The following is a 22,257-nucleotide window of genomic DNA, read 5'->3' as shown; positions in this document are numbered from 1 at the left end:
TCCGTCACAGCTTCGGCTTGATCTCGGTGTCCCAGATCTCCTGGCGCTTCGCCGGGGTCAGGTGGCAAGCCACCTTGTGCCCGGCGCCGATGTCCAGAAGCTCCGGCCGATCGGTCTCACTTGCACCCTCGTTCAGGGCGGCGTAGTTGCACCGCGGGTTGAACGCACACCCGGACGGCACGTTGATGAGACTGGGCGGCGAGCCCTTGATCGGGATGAGGCGCTCGGTCCGCTCCCGGTCGATCCGCGGCATCGAGCCGAGCAGACCCCAGGTGTAGGGGTGCTGCGGCCGGTCGAAGATGTCCTCGGCCGTGCCGTACTCGATCGCGCGGCCGGCGTACATCACCTGGATGTCGTCGGCGAGCTCGGCGACCACGCCGAGATCGTGGGTGATGATGATGACGGCCGAGTTGAACTCGCGCTGCAGGTCCCGGATCAGGTCCAGGATCTGCGCCTGCACGGTGACGTCGAGCGCCGTGGTCGGCTCGTCGGCGATCAGCAGGTCGGGGTCGCACGACAGCGCCATCGCGATCATCGCGCGCTGCCGCATACCGCCGGAGAACTGGTGCGGGTAGGCGTCGACGCGCTTGTCCGGCTCCGGGATGCCGACCCGGTCGAGCATGTCGATCGCGTGCTTGCGCGCAACGGCCTTGGTGACCTTGTTGTGCACCCGGTAGGCCTCGATGATCTGGTGGCCGACCGTGTAGTACGGGTGCATCGCCGACAGCGGGTCCTGGAAGATCATCGCCATCCGCTTGCCACGCAGTGCCCGGACCTCGTCAGGAGTGGCGTTGACCAGCTCCATCCCGTCCAGCACGATCTCACCGGAGATCCGCGCCGTACCGCGCTTGTGCAGCCCCATCACCGACAGGCTGGTGACGCTCTTGCCGGAGCCGGACTCGCCCACGATGCCGAGCGTCTTGCCCCGGTCGACCGAGAACGACAGACCGTCGACCGACTTGACCAGGCCGTCGTCGGTCGGGAAATGCACCTTGAGATCCCGCACCTGCAGGAACGGTTCGGTAGTCACTTGGCTCGCACCCTCGGGTCGATGACGGCGTACAAGAGGTCCACGATCAGGTTCGCGAACACGATGAAGACGGTCGCGACCAAGACCACACCCATCACCTTCGGCATGTCCTGGTCACTGATCGCGGTGACCGCGTACATGCCCAGACCGTTGATGCTGAACACCTTCTCGGTCAGGATGGCGCCACCGATCAGCAGGCCGAAGTCCAGGCCGAAGATGGTCAGGATCGGGGTCAGCGCGCCGCGAAGCCCGTGCTTGACCACGACATCACGCTCGGCCAGCCCCTTGGCCCGGGCGGTCCGGATGTAGTCCTCGTTCATCGTCTCGAGCATGCCCGCGCGGGTCAGCCGGGCGTACTGCGCGGAGAACAGGAACGCCAGCGTGATCCACGGCAGCAACAGGCCCTGGACCCACTGGATCGGGTTCTGGGTGAGCGGGACGTACGACCCACCACCCTTGAAGATCTGCAACTGGTAGGCGAAGATCGCCAGCGCCATCAGGCCGGTCCAGAAGATCGGCATCGAAACACCGGCGAGGGCGACCGTCATCGCCGCCCGGTCGAAGATCGAGCCCCTCTTCAGGGCCGACAGCACACCCGTACCGATACCGCTGATCAGCCACAGCACCGCGGCACCGATGGCCAGTGAGAAGGTGACCGGTATTCGATCCAGCAGGTCGGGCCAGACCGGCGCCCGGTTGATGAAGGAGTACCCCAGGCAGGGTGCCGGGCAGTGGTCGATCGACGTGCCCATGTCGTAGTCCGCGCCGACGAAGATGCCCTTCGCCCAGTTCCCGTACTGCACCGCGATCGGGTCGGTGAACCCGAGCCGCACCGCCGTCGCGTGCACCGTGTCGGCCGTGGCGGTACGCCCGACGTACCGGGCGGCCATCGTGTCCGGCCCGGCGCCCGCGATCCGCGGCACCAGGAAGAAGATGGCGAACGTGATGATGCTGATGACGAACAGCAGCCCGACTGCGGCGATCAGGCGCCTGATGATGTATGTGACCACGACCGATGGCGCCGGTGGCCGGCCCGGCGGATTCCGCCGGGCCGGCCACCTCTGCCTTCACCTACCTAACAGGTTTGGATGCTGACTTACGGCTTGCCGATGTTCACGTAGTCGTACATGCCGTACTGCGCGTTGACGAAGACGTTCGTCAGGTTCTTGCTGCGCAGCAGCAGGCTCTTGGCCCACACACCCGGGTAGACGACGGCCTGCTCCATCACGAGCTTGTCGATCTGGCCCCAGTAGGCTTCGCGCTTGGTCTTGTCCAGCTCGTTCTGCCCGGCGTCGATCAACTTGTCGACCTCGGGGATCCGGACGCTGGTGTTCGAGGAGCCACCGGTGTCACGGATGACGCGGGAGTCGAAGATCTGCGACTCGAAGCCGAAGCCGTCGTTCCAGTCCGCGCCCCAGCCGTTGACGACCAGACCCAGGTTGTTCTTGACCACGTACGGCGGGTTGCCGGCGTAGGTCGAGAAGTAGTCCTTGCGCGGGTAGCCCTTCGGGGTCAGCTTGATGCCGATCTTGGCCATCTGCTGCTGGAACGCCTCGGCGGCCGCCTTCTCCTTCGGACGCTCGATCCGGTAGGAGATCTGGGTCGAGAAGCCGTTCGGCTGACCACAGGCGACCAGTGCTTCCTTGGCCTTGACCAGGTCGCCCTTGCCGTCCGGCGTCGGGAACACGTCGCTCGCGGCGTAGCCCGGAATGATCGGCGGCATCATGCTGCTGGCCAGGTCGCCACCGGCGAACGCGCCGCCGTAAGCGGTCTGGTAGGCCGTCTTGTCCATCCCGTACATGACCGCCTTGCGGCACTCGATGTTGTCGAACGGCTTCACCGTCGGGTTGATCGAGGTGTACCAGGTCCGCGCCAGGGTCGGGTTGTCGGCCCGCGCCTTCAGGTCCGGGTTGCTCAGTACCCGGCTCTGGCTGGCGGTGGTGACGCCGGTACCGGTGATCGCGATGTCGAGGTCACCGGAGGTGATCCGGTTGTCGATGTCCTCGGCGTTGACGTTCATCGAGACCTGGAAACCGTCCGGCAGCGCCTTGCGGTTCGGGTCGGTGTCCGCACTCCAGTTCGGGTTGCGGACGAGCGTGTAGCTCTTGCCCTCCTGGTAGTCGGAGAACATGTACGGACCCGAGGAGATCACGTGCTCCTTGTACTTCGCGCCGGTGTCCTTGGCAGCCGGGGCCGGAGCACCCTGCGGCGTGGTCAGCACGTAGTCGAAGCCGGAGAACGCCTTCTTCAGGTGGAAGACGATCGTGTAGTCGTCCGGCGTGGAGATCGCCGAGTCGACGTTCATGCCCTTGGACTTGTACGGACCCTTGTAGGCGGCCGGCCAGTCCAACATGTCGTTGAAGTAGGTCGGGCCGTCGGGGTAGATCTCCTTGTCGAACGACCGCTCGACACCGTACTTGACGTCCTGCGCCTTGATCTCGGTGCCGTCCTCGAACTTGACACCCTTGCGCAGCTTGTAGGTCCAGGTCTTGCCCTGGTCCTCGGTCTTGCCCAGGCTCTCGGCCAGGTCGGGGACCACGTTGTCGCTGGTCTTACCGGGACCGATCTCGAACATGGTCAGCGTCCGCACGTAGTTCCGGACCATGTTCCAGTTGCTGCCGTAGTAGGTGTCGGCCGGGTCCATGGAGTCCGGCACGCTCTCGTCGGCCATCTTGATGATGCCGCCCTTCTTGTCAGAAGGGTTGAACACCTTTTCCAGGCCGGCGTTGAATTCCGCCTTGGCCCCAGTGGTTCCTCCGCTCGAGGTGTCGTCGGAGCCGCCGCCACAGGCCGAAAGGCCGAGGGCGAGTACTGCTGCCGCGGCGATCGCCGTTCGCAGTCGTCTGGTGTTCATCGTTTCCGATCCACCCCTTCTTCCATCTTCTACTCAGCCTCGGCGAGACTGCCGGGAGCTAATTGGTCGTTCGGTCGGTGCGTCTGGTTCAGCGGGAGCGCGGGTCGAGCGCGTCGCGCAGCCCGTCGCCGAACAGGTTGAAAGCCAGCACGGTGATGAAGATCGCCATCCCGGGCCAGAACATGAAGAACGGCATCGTGTAGTACGCCACGGCCTCGGACAGCATGCCGCCCCAGGTGGCCAGCGGCGCGTTCACGCCGACGCCGAGGAACGACAGCGCCGCCTCGAACAAGATGTTGGTCGGGATGATCAGCGTCGAGTAGACGAGGATCGGGCCGATCAGGTTCGGTAGCAGCTCGGTGAACAGGATGTACGGCCGGCGCGCGCCCAGGCTGCGGGCCGCGTCGACGAACTCGCGTTCGCGCAGCGACAGCGTCTGGCCGCGGACGATCCGGCCGATGTACGGCCAGTTGAAGAAGCCGACCAGGAAGATCAGCAAGGCGATCCGCAGCGCGTTGCCCTTCAGGCCGAAGGCCTCGTCCGGCATCACACCGGCCAGCGCGAGCGCGAAGACGATCAGCGGGAAGGCCAGGAACATGTCCATCAGCCGGCTGATCAGCGCATCCACCCAGCCGCCGAAGAAGCCGGCGATGATGCCCATCGTGGTACCGATCGCCACCGACAGCAGGGTGGCCAGGAACGCGATCAGCAGCGACACCCGGGCGCCGTAGACGACCCGGGAGAAGATGTCGCGGCCCTTCTCCGGCTCGATCCCCATCGGGTGCTCCCAGGAGATACCGCCGAACTTGCCGAGCGGGGCCAGCGTGCCGCCCTTGGTGTCGATCAGGTCCTGGTGGTACAGGTTCGGCGACTGACCGATCGCCTTGCAGATCAGCGGCGCGAAGATCGCCACCAGCATCAGCAGGATCACCACGACGGCTCCGGCCAGCGCGACCTTGTCGCGCTTCAGCCGGGTCCAGGCGATCTGGCCGAGCGAGCGCCCCTCGATCTTGCCGGCGCCCTTGAGGACGGCCTCAGGATCTGCGGCCATCGAACCGGGCTCGACCTCGAGTGGTGTCGTCACGCGTCGTGTTCCCCTGCCTGTGTCAATGGATCCCAGTCGCGGAATCCAGGTGGCTGCCGCCTTAACCTGCCGTCATTACTCGCCGGAGTCAAACGCCGAAAGTGCTGCGTTGCCCGATCGTGATGAGTAGGAAATCGTCCCGTATCGTGGGACAACACGCAGTACAGCATGCACCTACTGAGGGTCGCGGGCGACTTCTTGGCAACACACTGTCACTGACACCGGCGGGCCAGCCCACGCCTCGCCGCCGGGCTACTTGCGTAACGGCGCGAAGTAGATGAAAGACAGCGGATCGAGCGTCTTGTCGACGTTCTCGACCCCCTTGCCCGCGACCACCGTCAGCCGGCCCTGCCAACTGGGGATCACCGGAGCCTCCTGGGCCAGCAGATTCTGCAGGTCGGTCAGTGACGCTTCGCGTTCGAGCTGATTCTGCTCGGCGATCTCGGTGTCCATCAGCCGGTTCGCCGCCGAGTTGCGCCAGCCGTTCTGGAACAGACCGCCATCGCGGACGAAGGGCTGCAGATAGTCACCGCTGTCCAGGTAGTCCGGGAAGAGACCCGCGTAGTAGAGGTCGTAAGCCCCGGCCTCCGCCAACTGCTGGTACTTCGGCCAGTCCGCGCTGCGCAGAACCACCTTGAACAGCCCCGAGGCCTCCAGTTGCCGCTTCAGCTCCAGCACCTCGGCCTTCGCGCCCGCACCGTACTGGACCGGCGTCCAGCCGACGTTCAGCGTCACCGGTGTGATGATCCCGGCCGCGCGCAGGATCGCCGCCGCGGCCGTCTTGTTCGGATCCTTGTACTGCGTCCGGAACGCGTCCACCTGCCCGGAGAACCCGGGTGGCACCACGGAGTACAGCGGCGTCACGTGATCGTCGTACGCCTTCTTCGCGATGGCCGGCCGGTCGATGAGCTGAGCCACGGCCTGCCGCACCGCGGGCTTGCGCGAGACGAGCGACCCCATGTGGAAGGCGAAGAACCGGATCTCGGCCGAACCGCCCTCGACCACCTGCAGCTCGCCGCCGGCCCGCAGCTTGGCCAGCGTCCCCGGCCCGAACCCGTGCACCCCGACGTCGGCCTTGCCGCTGGTCAGCGCCTGCGTCAGCGACGCCGCGTCGGGCAGCAGGCTGACCTCGACGGTGTCGTTCTGGGCCGCGCGTGGTCCGCGGTAGCCCTTGAACTTTCCGAGCACCGCCGACGATCCGGCCTGGTACGACTTCAGCTGATAGGACCCACTGCCCATCGCGTTGTCACTGAGCAGCTTGTTCGCCGGATAGAACTGCTCGTCGACGATCGACGCGGCCGTGGTGGTCAGCAGATAGGGCAGCCGCGCGTCCGGCTTCTTCAGCGTGAAGACCGCAGTCAGCTTGTCCGGCGTGGTCACCGAGGCCAGCGACGTGAACAGGCCGGCCGGGCCACCCGGCGTTTTCAGCCGGAGCATCCGGTCGAAGCTGAACTTCACGTCCGAGGAGGTGAGCTCGTGCCCGTTCGGGAAGGTCAGCTCGTTCTTCAGGCTGCAGGTGTACGTCGTCGGCGCGTCGTACTGGCAGTCGGCGGCGTCCGGCACCGGCGTCGGCTTGCCGGGCAGGATCGTCAGCAGCGTCTGGAACAGGTTGGCTTGCAGCGTGCGGGAGCCGATCTCGTACGGTCCGGCCGGGTCGAGCGAGCTGACCGAGTCGGCCGTCGCGACCTTGATGACCATTTCCTTCGGCGTCGCGCCACCTTGGTTCGGGTGGTCGCCGTTCGGCTTGCCGCAGGCGGCGAGCGAACCCGCCAGCAGGCCGGCCGCCGCCAGCCACACGGCACGACGATTCAGCACAGTCACCATCTCGACCTCACCCCCATCAGCACTTGAAGAAGGTAGCTCCTCAGCGGAGCAAGTCGCGCAGCGCATCCGGGCTGAGTGATTCCAGTGACTCCAGCACCAGCCGGCGCGGCGCCTCCGGGATCGTCACCCACTGCGGCACGGCGACCACGAAAGCACCCGCCGCGGTACCGGAGCGGGTACCGCCCGGCGAGTCCTCGATCACCACGCAGTCGGCGGGATCGACACCGAGCTCGGCGGCGGCCGTCAGGTACGGCTCCGGATGCGGTTTGCCGTTGCGGACCTCGTCGCCGGCCACGATCACGTCGAACAGATCCGGCGGCAGGTGCGACAGCACGGTCTCGATCATCAGCCGGTACGACGCCGACACGAGCGCGCACGGAATGCCGGCCGCTTTCAGCCCGGTCAGCAGCTCGAGCGCGCCGGGACGAAGGACGACGCCTTCTTTCAGCGTGCGGACCACCTCGCCGTAGATCCGCTCGGCCAGCTCGTCGGACTCGATCGTGCCGGCGGGCAGTTGCGCCATCCACACCTTCAGCGCATCGGCGAGGTCGCTGCCGACCAGCGTCATGCTGTCCTCGGCCGTCCAGGTCGCACCCAGCTCGGCGAGCACGGCGATCTGGACCCGCACCCAGACGGGCTCCGAGTCGACCAACGTGCCATCCATGTCCCAGAGCACCGCTTGGAGGGTCATGGGCTTGATCCTACGGACCGCGTCCGACACCCTTTCCGCTGGCTGTGAAACGCGCGCCGCCGGGCGCGCGTTGCACGTAGGCTGGGCAGTCCGGCTGCGCACATCACGGGCACATGATGGGCAGAACAGATGAAGTCGGCAGGGCACATCGGCAGGGCACAACAGACGACTAGGACGGGGGATGGCGAGTGGCAGATCTCGCGAACCTGAGGGATCCGGTCGTGATCGCCGCGTTCGAAGGCTGGAACGACGCGGCCGAGGCGGCCACCGGAGCGGTCGATCATCTGATCGAGGAGTGGGACGCCGAGCTCGTCCTCGCGATCGACCCCGAGGACTACTACGACTTCCAGGTGAAGCGGCCCGAGGTCGAGTTCGACGACGAGGGCGTCCGGCGGCTGACCTGGCCGACCACCCGGATCTACCTGGCGCGTCCGGACGACACCGGCCGCGACGTACTGCTGATCCGCGGCATCGAGCCGAATATGCGCTGGCGCGGCTTCTGCCGCGAACTACTCGAAGTGGTCGACGAGTCGAACGCGCAGCTGATCGTCGTTCTCGGCGCACTGCTGGCCGACTCGCCGCACACGCGGCCGATCCCGGTCACCGCGTCGTCGTCCGACCCCGAACTGACCGCGTCGTGGAGCCTCGAGCCGTCGAGCTACGAGGGCCCGACCGGTATCACCGGCGTCTTCGCCGACCTGTGCACCAGCCTCGGCGTACCGGCCGTGTCGATCTGGTCGGCGATCCCGCACTACATCGCGGGGACGCCGTGCCCGAAGGCGTCGCTGGCCCTGCTCAGCAAGATCGAGGCGTTGCTGGACCTGCCGATCCCCGAGGGCGACCTGCCCGAGCTGGCGCGCGCCTGGCAGCGCGGCGCGGACGAGCTGAGCGAAGAGGATCCGGAGGTCGCGGAGTACGTCGCGTCCCTCGAGGAGCAGCGCGACACCACCGACCTGCCCGAGGCCAGTGGGGACGCGATCGCCGCCGAGTTCGAGCGCTACCTGCGCCGGCGCAACACGGACCGGCCCGAATAGCCGCGCCTTCAAGAGACTGTACTGAGGAGTAGCCTCTTCGCTTCAAGCGTTCTATTGTCGTCCGGGACGCTGGCAAACGGGGAGTTGGCATGCGCAAGGTACGCGCGGACGAGCGCGGTGGCGGGTCGATCGGGGCACTGGCCGTGCTCCTGGTACTCGGCGCCGTCGCGGTCGTCGGCATCCTCGGCAACCGCAAGCACGCCGAGGCCGCCGTCGACCTCACCGCGCTGAAGGGCTCGTCGACGCAGACCACCATCACCACCGCGCCGCTCGACCCCGAGCCGTTCGCCCTGACCGGCGGTCTGGTCGTGCACCCGCGCACCCAGACCGCCCTGTACTCCGCGCCGGATGCGGAACCGTTCGCCAAGATCGGACCGACCCAGTTCGGGCCGACCTGGTTGCCCGTCGTCGAGCAATCCGACGGCTGGCTGCGGGTGCTGCTGCCGTCGAAACCGAACCGCTCGACGGGCTGGATGCGCGATGAGGACCTGGATCGCGCGTCCTCGTCGTACCTGATCCGGGTGCACACCGGATCGCGGACGATCGAGCTGTTCGAGCAAGGCAAGAGCCTGGGCAGCTGGAAGGCCGGTGTCGGCGCGAAGAAGACGCCGACGCCACCCGGACGCACCTTCCTGCTCGGCTCCATCGTCGACACCAAGCGGTCCGCGTCGCCGATCGTGCTGCCGTTGGGTGCACACAGTCCCACTCTCGACACGTTCGGTGGCGGTCCTGGTACGGTCGCGATTCACGGCTGGCCTAGCCCGGACGTGTTCGGGGCGGCGATCAGCGCCGGTTGCGTCCGGGTGCCGAAGACCGCTCTCGGCAAGCTCCAGCAGGTTCCGCTCGGGACCCTCGTCCTGATCGACAGCAAGTAGACGCCTTCGGAAAGTGGGGATCTCGATGCGACGACAGCTGGTACCGACCATCACGACGTTCGCGGCCGTGACCGGTGTCGTGGCGTTCACGCTCGTCGCCAGTGCCCCGGTGGGCAACGCGGCCGCGCGGGCATCCTCGGCGTACGCGATCAGCGCCGAAGGACAGGTGCCGGTCGCGAGGACGCCGTACGCGGAGTCCCTCGACGGCAAGCGGCACAGCACCTCCGCGCTCGAACTGCCGAAGAACCCACTGATCTCCGTGCGCGCCGGGACGGCGACGGCGGGCAACGACGCCGCCTCGGTCGAGCTGTTCGACATCACCATCGGGCCGGACATCCTCAGCCAGATCAAGCTGCCGCCTGACCTGAAGAAGAGCTGCGACACGCTGCCCGCGACCGGCGCCGACGACCTGCCGATCCCGAAGCTGCCGCTGCCCGACCTCGGCATCCCGCTGCCGGACCTCAGCACGATCGACCTGCCGGTCAAGAACCTGCCGGACCTGTGCAAGCTGCTGCTCACACCGCCGAGTTCGCTGCTCGGCATCGAGGGCGTCAACGTCTGGTGCTCCGGTGACACCGGCGGCGTCGACATCGGCGCACTGACCCTGCTGGGCCAGCGGATCGCAGTACCGACCGTGAAGAAGAGTGCGACGATCCCGGCCGCTCCCCTGGCGACGATCACCGTCAACGAGCAGGCCAAGCACTCGGACGGCTCCTTCACCATCACCGGCCTGACGATCAACCTCGGCGGCGGCACCGAAGTAATCCGCCTGGCCTCGGCAACCTGCGCCAAACCCGCAGCCAAGCCAACCCCGAAGCCGACCCGCCCGACCACCACGCTGCCGGCCCCGCCCGCCGACCAAGCCCCCGCCGCCCCGGTCCCAACCCCCGTCAAAACCCACCACCCGGTCACCGGCTGACCCACGCCACCATGGGGCAAGCCCACCAGATCTGGGCCTGCCCGGCGCTGCTGCGGCAGTAGGGCGTACGGGCTAGAGCTGGATGCCGAGTAGTGCGTCGACGGCCTGGGCCACCAGGGCAGAAGCCGCCGGGTCGTCGCCGTTCGTTTCGGCCCAGAGGTCGACTGCGGCGAGTGCCGATGCCGTGTCCAGGTCGTTCGTCAGAGCGGCGCGCACCGCATCGACCGCTGCGGCGCCATCGGGCCCAGTCCCCCGGCCGATCGCGCCTCGCCAGACGTCCAGCCGCTCCTGCGCCGCCGACAAGTCGGTGTCGGTCCAGAACCAGTCGGTGCGGTAGTGATGTGCCAACAGCGCAAGCCGGATCGCCATCGGGTCGGTACCGGCCAGTCGCTCCTTGGAGACGAGCACCAGGTTGCCCTTGGACTTGGACATCTTCTCGCCGTCCAGCCCGACCATCGCCTGGTGCACGTAGGCCCGCGCGAACGGGTGCTCGCCGGTCGCCACCTGCGCGCCACTGGCCGACATCTCGTGGTGCGGGAAGATCAGGTCGCTGCCGCCACCCTGCACGTCGAAAGTCATCCCGAGGTGCTTCAGCGCGATCGCCGAGCACTCCACGTGCCAGCCCGGCCGGCCCCGCCCGAACGGCGACTCCCAGGCCGGCTCGCCCGGCCGCTCGGCCCGCCAGAGCAGGCTGTCCAGCGGGTCGCGCTTGCCCTCTCGATCCGGGTCGCCACCACGCTCCGCGAACAGCGCGCGCATCGTCTCGACGGTGTAGCCGGACACGCCACCGAACGCCGGGTCGGCCTTCACAGCGAAGTACAGGTCGTCGTCGACGGAGTACACCGCGCCGGCCCGCTGGAGGTCCTCGATCGCGCTCGTGACCAGGTCGATCGACTCGACCACGCCGATGTAGTTCTGCGGCGGGATCACCCGCAGCGCGGTCATGTCGTCGCGGAACAACTGGATCTCGGTCTGCGCCAGATCGGTCCAGTCGACCCCGGTCGCGGTCGCACGCTCGAGCAGTGGGTCGTCCACGTCGGTGATGTTCTGCGTGTAGTGCACGTCGTACCCGGCGTCACGCCACAGCCGGTTGATCAGGTCGAATGTGACGTACGTCGCAGCGTGCCCCATATGGGTCGCGTCGTACGGCGTGATCCCGCACACGTAGATCCGCGCCACCCCGTCGCTGTCCGGCGGCACCTCCACCGGCCCCGCCGAAGCGGTGTCGTAGAGGCGAAGACGCCGGGCCGGCCCGGGTACGACCGGGATTTCTGGTTTCGTCCACGCCTGCATAGGACGGAGCCTATCTAGTCAGCGAATTCGCGACACGACCTGGCTCACTCCCCGATCCGGCGCGCAATTCCGGCCGATCTGCGCTATGGCCGCTGCCAAGCTCGTGCGACGTACTCGGCGAAGCTGGTCGCGGGCCGGTTCAACAGCTTCGCCACGGTGTCGGTGGGCTCGGTGATGAGGCCCGCCCGCATCACCTCGAACAGCGCCCCCAGCTCCTCCGCGACCTCGGCCGGATAGCCCTCGGCGAGCAACCCCGCCTCGTACTCCGTGGCGGGCACCTCGACATACTCGATCGGCCGCCCGCTCGCCACCGACATCATCCGGACAGCCTCGGCGAAGGTGAGCGAATCCGGCCCGGTCAGTTCGTACACCTGACCGAAGTGCCCGACCCCGGTCAGCGCGACGGCAGCCACCTCGACGACATCCTGAGCGTCGATGAACGGCTCCCCCATCGCCCCGATCGGCAACGCCAGCCGCCCCGCCAGCAACGGCTCACGCCACGTGTACTCGTCGAAGTTCTGGTTGAAGTTGTTCGACCGCAGGATCGTCCACCCCACCCCGGACGCCGCCACCACCCGCTCGGCCGCCAGCATCCCGTGCCCGAACCGCCCGCCGGCCTGGTCGAGCTTCCGCCCGGACAGCACGACGAACCGCTCCACCCCGGCCCGCACAGCCTGCTCCACGAACGCCTCGATCGGCGCCGGATCGTCCGGCGCCACGAGATACACCACCCGTACTCCGGCCAGCACCGCCGCCCACGTCGCCGGCTCGTCCCAGTCGAACCGTACTTCCCCCGACCGCGAGGCCGCCCGTACTTCGTTGCCATCGGCCCGTAAATGCTGGACCAGCCGCCGGCCGGTCTTCCCTGTCGCTGCAAGCACCAGAATCGTCATACCCACAACCCAACCGCGCAGCAGGCCGGCAAACCATGTGTGAGATCACCGGCCACCTGTCCATTGGTCCCACCGTCTAGCTTTGGGCACATGGATCCCCTCGACGAGCTCCTGTACGCCGTCCGCGCGAACGGCGCCGTCCTCGGTACGCCGGCCCTGGCCGCGGGCTCGGCGCTGCGCTTCATCGACGCGCCCGCCCTCACCCTGTGCGCACCCCTGCGCGGCGAAGGCTGGCTCACCGTCGACGGTGAGGCCGTACCCGTGAAGCCCGGTGAGACCGCGGTCGTCCGTGGTCCAGCCCCCTTCGTCTTCAGCACCGATCTCAGTACGGCCGCCGAGCCGATCGACGTCAGCTGCGACGGCACCATCGGGGCCGAGACGATCGGGGCGGAGTCAGCCGGCGGTACCGTGCTGCTCGCCGGCGCCTACTACGTCCGGCAAGAGATGCCCCGCCGCCTGCTCAACGCGCTGCCCGCGGTGATGGTCGTCGCCGAGGACCAGGACTGCACCCCACTGCGCGACTACATCGAGGCGAGCCTCGCGACCGGCAAGCTCGGCCGGCAGGTCAGCCTCGATCGGCTGCTGGACTGGCTGATGGTCTGCACCCTGCGCGACTGGTTCGACCTCAACTCGCCCCGCTGGCACGCCGCCCTCAGCGACGCCACGATCGGCCCGGTGCTCCAGGCGATGCACCGGTCCCCCGCCGACCCGTGGACGCTCGCCTCGCTCGCCGAGGTCGCCAGCGTCTCCCGGACCACGCTGGCCAGGCGCTTCACCGACCTCACCGGCGAGAGCCCGCTCGGCTATCTCACCGACCTGCGGATGACCCTGGCCGCCGACCTGCTCGCCGAGCCGGGTGCCTCGGTCGGCGCCGTCGCCCGCCGGATCGGGTACGCCGACGCCTTCAGCTTCAGCGCCGCCTTCAAACGCGAACGCGGCGTCAGCCCGAGCAACCTGAGCCAACCCGCAACCGTCTAGCCAAGCCGGTCAGGCCCGGGCTCCGGGCAGGGCCGTCGAGGGCTAGAAAGCCGGCCAGGGGATCGCGGGCCAGTCGTCGCTGGGCAGGGGGAAGTTGCCCGTCTTCAGCATCGTCGCGCAGCGCTCACGCGTCGTGGTCAGCTCGACGGCCGTGATCAACTCGGCCAGCTCCGCGCCGAGCTGACCAGCCAGCCCGTCGGCGAGCTTCCGCACGTCCTCGAGCAGCTCCGGTGGTACCGGCTTGCCCGCCCAGCCCCACAGGACCGTACGGAGCTTGTCGTCGGCGTTGAAGGTGACGCCGTGGTCGACGCCGAACACCCGCCCGTCGCCCGGGTCGAGGACGTGCCCGCCCTTGCGGTCGGCATTGTTGACCACGGCATCGAACACGGCCATCCGCTGCAGCGGGAGATTGTCCGCGTGGACCAGTGTCACCGGCTTGTGCCGGCCGTCCAGCGCATCCAGTACGCCGACCCAGCCCTTCGGCACCCGGCCCTGCGGAACGATGTCGACCAACTCGGTCTTGCCCGGTGGCAGCTCGACCTCGTCGATCCACAGCTGCACCATGCCGATGCCGAGCGGCCCGTCGCGGAGCAGCGTCGGCGGTACGACGCTCCAGCCGAGCGCCTCCGACACGACGAACGCCGCGTACTCACGCTCGGCCAGCGTGCCGTCCGGGAAGTCCCACAGCGGGCGCTCGCCCTCGACCGGCTTGTAGACGACGGTCGCCGACTCGCCGTCGAGGCTGACGGTGCCCTGGAAGGTTCCGTTGGACGCAGCCACCAGCCTGCCGAGCAGGGACAGCTCGCCGCGCGCGAGCAGGTCCGGGTCGATCATTCGCGGACGTGCCTGCGGTAGCCGTTGGCGCGCGGGCAGATATGCCCCTCCGGATTGATCGGGCGGCCGCAGAACGGGCAGCTCGGCCGGCCGGACGAGACCAGCGCGACCGCCCGGCGCGCGAATGCGCGGGCCTGCTCCTCGCTGATCCGGACGACGAACACCTCGGCGTCGTCGGACTCCAGCGCCGCCGCCACCGGGTCGGTCTCCTCCAGCTCGACCTGCTCGCCGGCCACCACCGCGAAGACCTCGATCACCACCTTCTCGGCGTCGGCCTCCCAGGCCAGCGTCATCGTGCCGGCCCGGAACTCCTCCTCGATCGGCTGCTCCAGCGGGTCGGTGTCGTCGACCGAGACCGGCCCGGCCGGCTCCCGGTCGAACCGCCGCGCGACCTCGTCCAGCATCACGTCCAGCCGCTCCGCGAGCGCCATCACCTGTTCCTTCTCACAGGCCACCGAGGTCAGCCGGATCCCCGCCCTGGCCTGCAGGAAAAAGGTCCGGGCACCGGGTTCACCGACGGTACCGGCGACGAACCGGTCCGGATCGTCATACGAATGCACTACGCGCGCCATACCGAAACCCTATTACCGTCCGCCGACGACGGCGTCGGAGGACTGCACTGCGGACTTCCTGGCGCGGCCCTTCGCCTTCTCCGGAGGCTTGGGGACGAGCGAGGTGAGCTCGCTGCCGGAGTCGTTCAGGCGGACCAGGAACGGCCGGGTCCTGGTGTAGGTGATGATCGTGGTCGAGGCGGTGTCGACGACGATCCGCTGGAAGCTGTCCAGATGCTGGCCGAGCGCGTCCGACACGATCGCCTTGATCACGTCACCGTGCGACACGGCCACCCAGACCGCGTTCTCACCGTGCGAGACGGCCAGCGCCGCGTCGTGGGCGCGGATCGCGTCCACCGCGCGCTGCTGCATCCCGCGCATCGACTCGCCACTCGGGAACGTGACACCCGACGGGTGCTGCTGGACGACCGCCCAGAGCGGGTCCTTCGCCAGCGTCGCGATCTTCTGCCCGGTCCAGTCGCCGTACCCGCACTCGGTCAGCCGCCGGTCCGTTGCCGGACGCAACGCTGGATGGTGCTTCGCGATCGCCGCCGCGGTCTGCTTGCAGCGGTCCAGGGGCGAGGTGATGATCGCGGCCAGCGGCAGGCCGGCGAGCCGTTCGGCCACCGCGGCGGCCTGCTGAACGCCGGCCTCGTCGAGCTTCACCCCTGGCGTCCGCCCGGCCAGTACGCCGGATGTGTTGGCACTGCTGCGTCCGTGCCGGACCAGAATCACCGTGGGCATAAACCGCACGTTATCCGGTCGGGCAAGTCACCGATGCCATGATGTGACCGTGATCGTGGATTGCGGGGTCTATTCCGAGGGCGAGCGGCACGACCTGCCCAAGGACCCGGAGTCCGTGGCGCAGGCGATCGACGACAACGGCGAGGCGTTCGGCTGGGTCGGGCTGTACGAACCGACCGAGGCCGAGCTGGGCCGGGTCCAGCGCCTCTTCGGCCTGCACCCGCTCGCCGTCGAGGACGCGCTCGAACCGCACCAGCGCCCCAAGGTCGAGCGCTACGACGACGCGTTCGTGATGGTCCTTCGCACGCTCTGGTACGTCGACGCCGAGGACGCCGTCGAGACCGGCCAGGTCAGCATCTTCGTCGGCCCGCGGTACGTCGTCACCGTCCGGCACGGCGAGGGCGTCCCACTGACCACCGCCCGGCAGGACCTCGAGCAGCGCGCCTCGGTCCTCGGCCACGGCCCGGCCGCGGTCCTCTGGGCGATCTGCGACTCTGTCGTGGACGGTTACGAGACGGTCGCCGAGGCCGTCGAGGTGGACGTCGACGAAGTGGAGACCTCGGTCTTCTCGTCCGGCCGCACCAGTGACGCGGCCCGGATCTACACCCTGAAGCGCGAGGTGCTGGAGATGCGCCGGGCGATCGGCCCGCTGAAGGAGCCGATCGAGGCGTTCGCGCACGGCGCCGTACCGGGGATCAGCCACGAGGCGGCGCCATTCTTCCGCGACGTCGCCGACCACGTGATCCGGGTCGCCGACCAGACCGAGGCGCTCGACACCCTGCTCAGCTCGGCGCTGAACGCGCACCTGGCCCGCGTCTCGGTCCAGCAGAACGACGACATGCGCCGGATCTCCGCCTGGGTCGCGATCGCCGTCGCCCCGACGATGATCGCCGGCATCTACGGGATGAACTTCGACAACATGCCCGAACTGCACTGGTACTACGGCTACTTCGCCGTCCTCGCCCTGATGCTCGTCACCTGCACCGCCATGTACGGCGGCTTCCGCAAGGCGGGCTGGCTCTGATCGTGGTTGACCTGTAACGACCCCCATCCTGGCGGACATGGGGCAGGTATGACGACAACGCCGAGCCGGCCGATGATCCGTGCCGTGTCGCCCGACGAGCTGCGGTTCCGTGAGATCTTCGACGGCAACTTCCGCGCCCTGCTGGGGTACGCGCTCCGCCGTACCGGCTCGGCCGAGGACGCCGCCGCCGGGCTCTCCTCCCCAGGAGAGCCCGGTACTGCGTTGTGCCGGGGTACTGCGTTGTGCGGGGCTCAGGTTGCGGTGATCGTGCTGGTGGCCAGCAGGATCAGAATCACGACGCCGAGCAGGACCCGGTAGAAGGCGAAGATCGAGGTCGAGTGCTTGGCCACGAAGCGGATCAGCCAGGCGACCGAGGCGTAGCCGACGATGAAGCTGACCACCGTGCCGACCAGGAGCGGTACGACGCCGATGTGACCGCTGAGCGCATCCTTCAGCTCGAACACGGCCGCGCCGACGAGGGCCGGGATGCCGAGCAGGAACGCCATCCGGGTGGAGGCGACCCGGTCGAGGCCGCGGAACAAGCCGGCCGTGATGGTCGCGCCGGAGCGGGACACGCCCGGAACCAGCGCCAGGCACTGGATCAGGCCCATCACGATCGCGTCGATCAGGGTGATCCTGGTCAGCGGCCGCGCTTTGCTGCCCAGTTTCTCGGCCGCGACCATGAAGAACGACCAGACGATCAGCGAGCCCGCGACCCACCACATGCTGCGCAGCGGGCCGGAGATGATGTCCCTGGCCAGGAACCCGATGATGCAGATCGGCAGCGAGCCGACGATCACGAACCAGCCCATCCGGTGGTCGAACTCACCGCGGTGCTCGGGGTGGCGCAGCCCGCGGAACCAGGCGACGGCGTACCGGCTGATGTCCTTCCACATGTACAGCACGACGGCCGCGATCGCGCCGAACTGGATCACCGCGGTGAACGCGGTGACCGCCGGGTCGTCGATCTTCTGGCCGAGCAGCTTCGCGGCGATGGTCAGGTGGCCCGTGCTGGACACGGGCAGGAATTCGGTCAGACCCTCGACGATGCCGAGGATGATGGCGTCCCAGATCGTCATCGGTGCTCAGTCACCGATCCCGGCGAGATCGAGGGCCTCGGCGACCGTGCGCAGCGTGGCGATCCGCTGCTCGACGGTCGGCTCGAACGGGGTCAGCGCGACCGTCGTCGTACCGGCTTCGGCGTACGCCGTGAGCTTCTCGGCGATCCGCTCCTTGCCACCGAGCAGCGAGATCGAGTCGATGAAGCCCTGCGGGACGGCGGCCATCGCCTCCCGGTGCTTCTTGGCCAGGTACAGGTCCTGGATGTCCTTCGCCTCCTTCTCGTAGCCCATCCGGACCGCGAGGGCGTTGTAGAAGTTCTTCTCCCGGCTGCCCATCCCGCCGATGTAGAGGGCGGTGTAGCCGCGGATCGGCTCGGCGGCCGCCTCGAGGTCGTCCCCGACCACGACCGGGACCGACGCCACCACGTCGAAGCCGTCAAGGCCCAGGTCGGGCTGACGGGCCGCGCGGCCCGCCTTGATGTGGTTCAACTGCTCTCCCAGATACGAGGGGTCGTTCAGGATGCCGAGCCAGCCGTCGGCGATCTCGCCGGCCAGCTCGAGGTTCTTCGGGCCGACCGCGGCCAGGTAGATCGGGACGTGGTCGCGGACCGGCCGGATGGACAGCTTGAGCGGTTTGCCGGGGCCGTCGGGCAGCGGCAGGGTGAAGTGTTCACCCTCGAACACCACCGTCTCCCGGCGCATCGCCGAGTTCACGATCGCGACGTACTCCCGGGTGCGGGTCAGTGGTTTGGCGAACCGGACGCCGTGCCAGCCCTCCGACACCTGCGGCCCGGAAACGCCGAGGCCTAGCCGGAACCGGCCGTTCGACAGCCGGTCGAGGGTGGCCGCGGTCATCGCCGTCATCGCCGGGGTCCGGGCCGGGATCTGGAACACCGCCGCCCCGACGTCGATGGTCGAGGTCTGGGCGGCGATCCAGCTGAGCAGCGTGGCGGCGTCCGAGCCGTACGCCTCCGCGGCCCAGGTGACCGAGAATCCGAGCGCCTCGGCCTCCTTCACCAGCCTCAGATGATCGAGGTGGTCGTCGCCACCGAAGACGAAGCCGATGTTGAGTCCGAGTCGCATGACAGGCGAGCCTAACGAGCCCTTGTCGGTGACCCGCAATAGGCTCGGCACATGCAGCAGCGCTATCTCGGTCACAGTGGCCTCACGGTGAGCAGGCTCGGCCTGGGCACCATGTCCTGGGGGCGCGACACCGACGAGCACGAGGCCCGGGAGCAGTTGGCCGCTTTCGTGGCCGCCGGTGGCACCCTGGTCGACACCGCGGCGGCGTACGGCGACGGCGACAGCGAGCGGCTGATCGGGTCGCTGCTCGGCGACGTGGTCGACCGCGACGACCTGGTGATCGCGACCAAGGCCGGCTTCAGCGTCCGGCGCGGCGAGCGGATCACGGACACCTCGCGCGGCGCGTTGCTGCGCGATCTGGAGGGGTCGCTACGGCGGCTGAACGTCGATCACATCGACCTCTGGCAGCTCCACACCTGGTCCGACGACGTGCCGCTCGAGGAGACGCTGTCGGCGCTCGACCACGCGGTGAACTCGGGCAAGGTCCGGTATGTCGGCGTCTCCAACTACGCCGGCTGGAAGTCCGCTCGGGCGGTCACCTGGCAGCAGGCGTGGCCGGGGCGCGCGGTGCCAGTGTCGAACCAGGTCGAGTACTCGCTGCTCGCCCGAGACGCCGAGGCGGATGCGATCCGGGCTGCCGGTGGGCTCGGCATCGGAGTACTGGCCTGGTCGCCGCTTGGGCGGGGTGTGTTGACTGGGAAGTACCGGACCGGCATTCCCGCTGACTCGCGCGCGGCGTCTCAGCATCTGTCCAGATTCGTCGACCCCTATCTCGACGGGCGAGGTTCGGGCATCGTGGAAGCGGTCGCCCGTGCCGCAGACGGACTGGGCTGGACCCCGCTCGAGGTGGCGCTCACCTGGGTCAGGGACCGGCCCGGGGTGACCGCGGCGATCGTCGGAGCCCGGACGGCGATGCAGCTGAAGTCGGTACTGGGCGTGGAGGAACTCACCCTGCCGCCGGCCATCGTGGCGGCGCTGGAGGATGTTTCGTGAGGTAGTGCTTGTTCCGGAAAGTTCGGAGGTGCGGATGGCCGAATACGAGTTGCAGCAGTTCGAGGTGTCGAGGACGGAGACGCGCGGGGCTGTGCGGCGGCTGCTCACGGAGCACGCCGAGTACGGCGGTTGGGAGCTCGCGCGGCTGAGGCGCTATCCCGACGGCACCCGCCGGGTCTGGCTCCGCCGCCGCGTCATCAAGGTGATGCGGACGTTCTAGCGGTCGCGCTCAGAGGTCGCGCCTGACCCAGACGCTCGGTTCGACGTACACCGCATGGTTGTGTTCGACGTCACAGTGCACGCGCCGAGGCTGGTCCGCGCCGCCAGTACGCCGAGAGCCACTGACGCTGTCAGCGCGCCTGAGCCGATCAGCGTGTGCTCGGCGCCGGCCATCGCGATCACCGGTCCTCCGACCAGCAGACCGGCCGCGCTCCCCGCGTTCACGACCACGCTCTGACCCGAGAGCAACGCGCGCCGCTCGGCTCCCACCGACGATCTCGTGATGACCGCCGAGATCGCCGCGATCCCCAGCACCAGCGTCATACCGGAGAACGCGGCCAGGGCGGCGATCGCGACCGGCGTCGTCCAGATCCCCATCCCGATCCAGCAAAGCCCCATCAGCGTCCAGGAGAGCCCTGCCAACGGCGCCGCAGAGACCCGGCGGACGACCGCCATGGACGCGATCGTGCCAACCAACGATCCGAGCCCGTAGCCCGACATCCCGGCCGCGAGGTACACCCCCGGCTGCCCCCGCTCGGCACCGAGCACCGACAACCCCAGCGGAAACGCGAACCAGGTCAGCGATCCCGTCCCCCGCGCGATCCACCCGTAGAGGACGTCGGGCCGCCCCACCAGACTGGCGCGGATCGACGGCACCGCGGCTGCCTCTGGAGAGCGCTCCCCCACGATCCCGATCGCCAGCAGACCGGCCGCCAGTACTACGACCGCCTCCACCCACAACAACTCATCGGTGAAACCCGCCGCCACCGCCACCGCCCCGGCAGGCGACCCGACCACCATCCCGACCCGCCGAACCCCGTCCTGCCACGTCAGCAACACCACCGCGTGATCCCGCCTCGCACCCGCTCCATCGAGCTGCACCGACTCGCGGTCCCAACGGTCGCCGGTGTCAGCCAGCAGCGCACTCCGCCCAGGGCTCGACAACGCGTCCCCACACCCCAGCAGCAGCCCACTCGCGATCAGTACGCCGGCGTGCAACATCCCAAGCGCTGAGGCCGCTGGAACCATCGCCAGCGCCACCGCCTGGACGACAGCCAGCATCGCCAGCCGGTTCCCCGAATCGATCCACTGCCGCGCCCGCCGTGCCCACCACGGCGACAACACGACTGGGATCCCCGCGCAACCACCGGCCAGCCCGGTCGCTGCAACCGACCCGGTCTCCTGCAACACCACCAACGGCAACGCCACCTGCGCGAACCTGAACGCCAGATCCGCAGAACCACTGCCGGCCAACAGAAACAGCGCATCCCGACGAGCTTTCACACCCTCGATCGTCGTCTCGTCGCGCCACCACTGGTAGCCAGCAGCAACCAGCGGCTAGTCATAGGCTGGGCCTATGGCCTCATTACCGTCGATCGAGGATCTCCAACTCGTCCTGGCGATCAGCAGAACCGGCTCGGTCGGCACCGCCGCCCGGGAACTACGGATCTCCCAGCCCTCCGCCTCCCAGCGCCTGGCCCGGATCGAACGCAGCTGCGGCACCGAACTCTTCAGCCGCGACACCCGTGGCGCCCGGCCGACTCCCGCCGGCCAGGAGCTCGCCCGGCGCGCCGAGCACATCCTCGGCCACCTCGAGGAGGTGTACGACGCCACCCGCGCCGCCGTCGCCGGCCAGCAGCTATCCATCGGCACCTTCGCCAGCCTGGCGCCCATCCTCTTTCCGGTCCTCGACGCCGAGCTCCCCGACGTCGAACTCGCCCAGTTCGTCGACCACGGCCGGTACCTGGTCGGACTCGTTGCCGAGGGCACCATGGACGCCGCGTTCATCGCGATCGCGGACCAGATGGTGCTCCCGCGTGGCGCCGTCGCCCGCCCGGTCGGCCGCGACGAACTCGTCCTGTTCGTGCCGGCCGGGGTGGCCCCGCCCGGTACCGGAAAGTACCCGCTCAGAGAGCGCGATCTCCCGTTCTCCACCTACGATCTCGGCGCCGACGAGATCCGCGCCCGCCTGATCGCCCACGGCGCCAACGCCCGTCGCGGCATCACCCTCGCCACCACTGTCGCGATGGCCCGCCGCCGCTCACAACTCGCCCTGGTCCCCCGGAGCGCGCTCTCACACGAACTCCGCCCAGGCGAGCAACTGGTGCCCGCCCCCTTCCGCTACCGCCTCACCCTGAGCATGGTCACGGGAACCACCCCACCGCCACGCCTCCTCGCCCTACTCCCCCACCTCCGCGAAGCCCTGCATCTGACGCCGGTCCGCCGCCCAGCACTCGCCAAGTAGGCAGGATTGGGCAAGCTGCTGGCGATCC

23 protein-coding genes are annotated in these 22,257 nt (G+C 68.6%); 9 read left to right on the top strand and 14 right to left on the bottom strand.

Annotated features, from left to right (window positions below):
- Positions 1-4: 4 nt before the first annotated feature.
- From G3I17_RS03780 to G3I17_RS03755, 6 genes are all read right to left on the bottom strand, one after another.
- Complete coding sequence (locus G3I17_RS03780; RefSeq protein ID WP_164593940.1) at positions 5-1,030, bottom strand: ABC transporter ATP-binding protein; 1,026 nt, start codon at positions 1,028-1,030, stop codon at positions 5-7.
- Positions 1,027-2,040, bottom strand: coding sequence for an ABC transporter permease (locus tag G3I17_RS03775; protein ID WP_164593938.1), 1,014 nt, complete (start codon positions 2,038-2,040; stop codon positions 1,027-1,029). The genes G3I17_RS03780 and G3I17_RS03775 overlap by 4 nt, the downstream gene beginning before the upstream one ends.
- An 86-nt stretch (positions 2,041-2,126) precedes the next feature.
- The gene (locus tag G3I17_RS03770) at positions 2,127-3,884 is read right to left on the bottom strand and encodes an ABC transporter substrate-binding protein (protein ID WP_164593935.1); all 1,758 of its coding nucleotides are present in this window, start codon (positions 3,882-3,884) and stop codon (positions 2,127-2,129) included.
- 88 nt (positions 3,885-3,972) lie between these two features.
- The gene (locus G3I17_RS03765) at positions 3,973-4,935 is read right to left on the bottom strand and encodes an ABC transporter permease (RefSeq protein WP_164594221.1); all 963 of its coding nucleotides are present in this window, start codon (positions 4,933-4,935) and stop codon (positions 3,973-3,975) included.
- 285 nt (positions 4,936-5,220) lie between these two features.
- Positions 5,221-6,792: an ABC transporter substrate-binding protein gene (locus G3I17_RS03760; protein ID WP_164593933.1), complete on the bottom strand. Its 1,572-nt coding sequence runs from the start codon at positions 6,790-6,792 to the stop codon at positions 5,221-5,223.
- Positions 6,793-6,832: 40 nt separating this feature from the next.
- Positions 6,833-7,483, bottom strand: a complete 651-nt coding sequence (locus G3I17_RS03755; RefSeq protein WP_164593930.1) for an HAD family phosphatase — start codon at positions 7,481-7,483, stop codon at positions 6,833-6,835.
- A gap of 188 nt (positions 7,484-7,671) precedes the next feature.
- Here G3I17_RS03755 and G3I17_RS03750 point away from each other — a divergent pair, with 188 nt between their 5' ends.
- The 3 genes from G3I17_RS03750 (at position 7,672) to G3I17_RS03740 (ending at position 10,311) form a co-directional block, all read left to right on the top strand.
- The gene (locus G3I17_RS03750; RefSeq protein ID WP_164593928.1) at positions 7,672-8,517 is read left to right on the top strand and encodes a PAC2 family protein; all 846 of its coding nucleotides are present in this window, start codon (positions 7,672-7,674) and stop codon (positions 8,515-8,517) included.
- A gap of 89 nt (positions 8,518-8,606) precedes the next feature.
- Complete coding sequence (locus tag G3I17_RS03745) at positions 8,607-9,392, top strand: L,D-transpeptidase (protein WP_164593926.1); 786 nt, start codon at positions 8,607-8,609, stop codon at positions 9,390-9,392.
- 25 nt (positions 9,393-9,417) lie between these two features.
- On the top strand, positions 9,418-10,311 hold the full coding sequence (locus G3I17_RS03740; RefSeq protein ID WP_164593923.1) for a hypothetical protein: 894 nt from the start codon (positions 9,418-9,420) through the stop codon (positions 10,309-10,311).
- A 72-nt stretch (positions 10,312-10,383) separates the two neighbouring features.
- On the opposite strand, the gene mshC is transcribed toward G3I17_RS03740, so the two are convergent.
- A complete protein-coding gene (mshC, locus tag G3I17_RS03735; protein ID WP_164593920.1) occupies positions 10,384-11,604 on the bottom strand; it encodes a cysteine--1-D-myo-inosityl 2-amino-2-deoxy-alpha-D-glucopyranoside ligase in 1,221 nt (406 codons plus the stop codon).
- Between the two features lie 83 nt (positions 11,605-11,687).
- Positions 11,688-12,497: an NAD(P)H-binding protein gene (locus tag G3I17_RS03730; RefSeq protein ID WP_164593918.1), complete on the bottom strand. Its 810-nt coding sequence runs from the start codon at positions 12,495-12,497 to the stop codon at positions 11,688-11,690.
- A gap of 90 nt (positions 12,498-12,587) precedes the next feature.
- Between G3I17_RS03730 and G3I17_RS03725 the strand changes: the two genes are divergently transcribed.
- Complete coding sequence (locus G3I17_RS03725; protein WP_164593915.1) at positions 12,588-13,475, top strand: AraC family transcriptional regulator; 888 nt, start codon at positions 12,588-12,590, stop codon at positions 13,473-13,475.
- Positions 13,476-13,517: 42 nt separating this feature from the next.
- On the opposite strand, the gene G3I17_RS03720 is transcribed toward G3I17_RS03725, so the two are convergent.
- Genes G3I17_RS03720 through G3I17_RS03710 form a run of 3 tightly spaced genes read right to left on the bottom strand, consistent with a single transcriptional unit; the run spans position 13,518 to position 15,604 of the window.
- Entirely contained in the window at positions 13,518-14,309 is a 792-nt protein-coding gene (locus tag G3I17_RS03720) for an SCO1664 family protein (protein WP_164593912.1), read from the bottom strand.
- On the bottom strand, positions 14,306-14,881 hold the full coding sequence (locus G3I17_RS03715) for a DUF3090 domain-containing protein (RefSeq protein ID WP_164593910.1): 576 nt from the start codon (positions 14,879-14,881) through the stop codon (positions 14,306-14,308). Before G3I17_RS03715 ends, G3I17_RS03720 begins: the two co-directional genes overlap by 4 nt.
- Before the next feature lie 12 nt (positions 14,882-14,893).
- Complete coding sequence (locus G3I17_RS03710) at positions 14,894-15,604, bottom strand: MSMEG_4193 family putative phosphomutase (RefSeq protein WP_164593907.1); 711 nt, start codon at positions 15,602-15,604, stop codon at positions 14,894-14,896.
- A 49-nt stretch (positions 15,605-15,653) separates the two neighbouring features.
- Between G3I17_RS03710 and corA the strand changes: the two genes are divergently transcribed.
- Complete coding sequence (corA, locus tag G3I17_RS03705) at positions 15,654-16,628, top strand: magnesium/cobalt transporter CorA (RefSeq protein WP_343238190.1); 975 nt, start codon at positions 15,654-15,656, stop codon at positions 16,626-16,628.
- Positions 16,629-16,676: 48 nt separating this feature from the next.
- Positions 16,677-16,946, top strand: coding sequence for a hypothetical protein (locus G3I17_RS39655; protein WP_203589649.1), 270 nt, complete (start codon positions 16,677-16,679; stop codon positions 16,944-16,946).
- Here the strand turns inward: G3I17_RS39655 and G3I17_RS03695 are convergent.
- A complete protein-coding gene (locus G3I17_RS03695; protein ID WP_164593903.1) occupies positions 16,880-17,707 on the bottom strand; it encodes an undecaprenyl-diphosphate phosphatase in 828 nt (275 codons plus the stop codon). The two genes, G3I17_RS39655 and G3I17_RS03695, sit on opposite strands and share 67 nt — an antisense overlap.
- Positions 17,708-17,713: 6 nt before the next feature.
- Positions 17,714-18,772, bottom strand: coding sequence for an LLM class F420-dependent oxidoreductase (locus G3I17_RS03690; RefSeq protein WP_164593901.1), 1,059 nt, complete (start codon positions 18,770-18,772; stop codon positions 17,714-17,716).
- 51 nt (positions 18,773-18,823) lie between these two features.
- On the opposite strand from G3I17_RS03690, the gene G3I17_RS03685 reads away from it, so the two are divergent.
- Together G3I17_RS03685 and G3I17_RS03680 are read left to right on the top strand one after the other, a co-directional pair.
- Positions 18,824-19,765 (top strand): aldo/keto reductase, encoded by a 942-nt coding sequence (locus tag G3I17_RS03685; RefSeq protein WP_164593899.1) that lies wholly within the window; start codon positions 18,824-18,826, stop codon positions 19,763-19,765.
- A 34-nt stretch (positions 19,766-19,799) separates the two neighbouring features.
- On the top strand, positions 19,800-19,985 hold the full coding sequence (locus G3I17_RS03680) for a DUF5703 family protein (RefSeq protein WP_164593897.1): 186 nt from the start codon (positions 19,800-19,802) through the stop codon (positions 19,983-19,985).
- Here the strand turns inward: G3I17_RS03680 and G3I17_RS03675 are convergent.
- On the bottom strand, positions 19,982-21,268 hold the full coding sequence (locus G3I17_RS03675) for a hypothetical protein (RefSeq protein WP_203589648.1): 1,287 nt from the start codon (positions 21,266-21,268) through the stop codon (positions 19,982-19,984). The genes G3I17_RS03680 and G3I17_RS03675 overlap by 4 nt on opposite strands.
- Before the next feature lie 73 nt (positions 21,269-21,341).
- Between G3I17_RS03675 and G3I17_RS03670 the strand changes: the two genes are divergently transcribed.
- On the top strand, positions 21,342-22,229 hold the full coding sequence (locus G3I17_RS03670) for a LysR family transcriptional regulator (RefSeq protein WP_164593895.1): 888 nt from the start codon (positions 21,342-21,344) through the stop codon (positions 22,227-22,229).
- The last annotated feature ends 28 nt before the right edge of the window (positions 22,230-22,257 follow it).

Origin of the sequence: Streptomyces sp. SID13031 (assembly GCF_010548305.1) — a bacterium.
GTDB lineage: Bacteria > Actinomycetota > Actinomycetes > Propionibacteriales > Kribbellaceae > Kribbella.
Note: the sequence above shows the minus strand (reverse complement) of the source record. Positions and strands in the feature narration are given on the sequence as shown.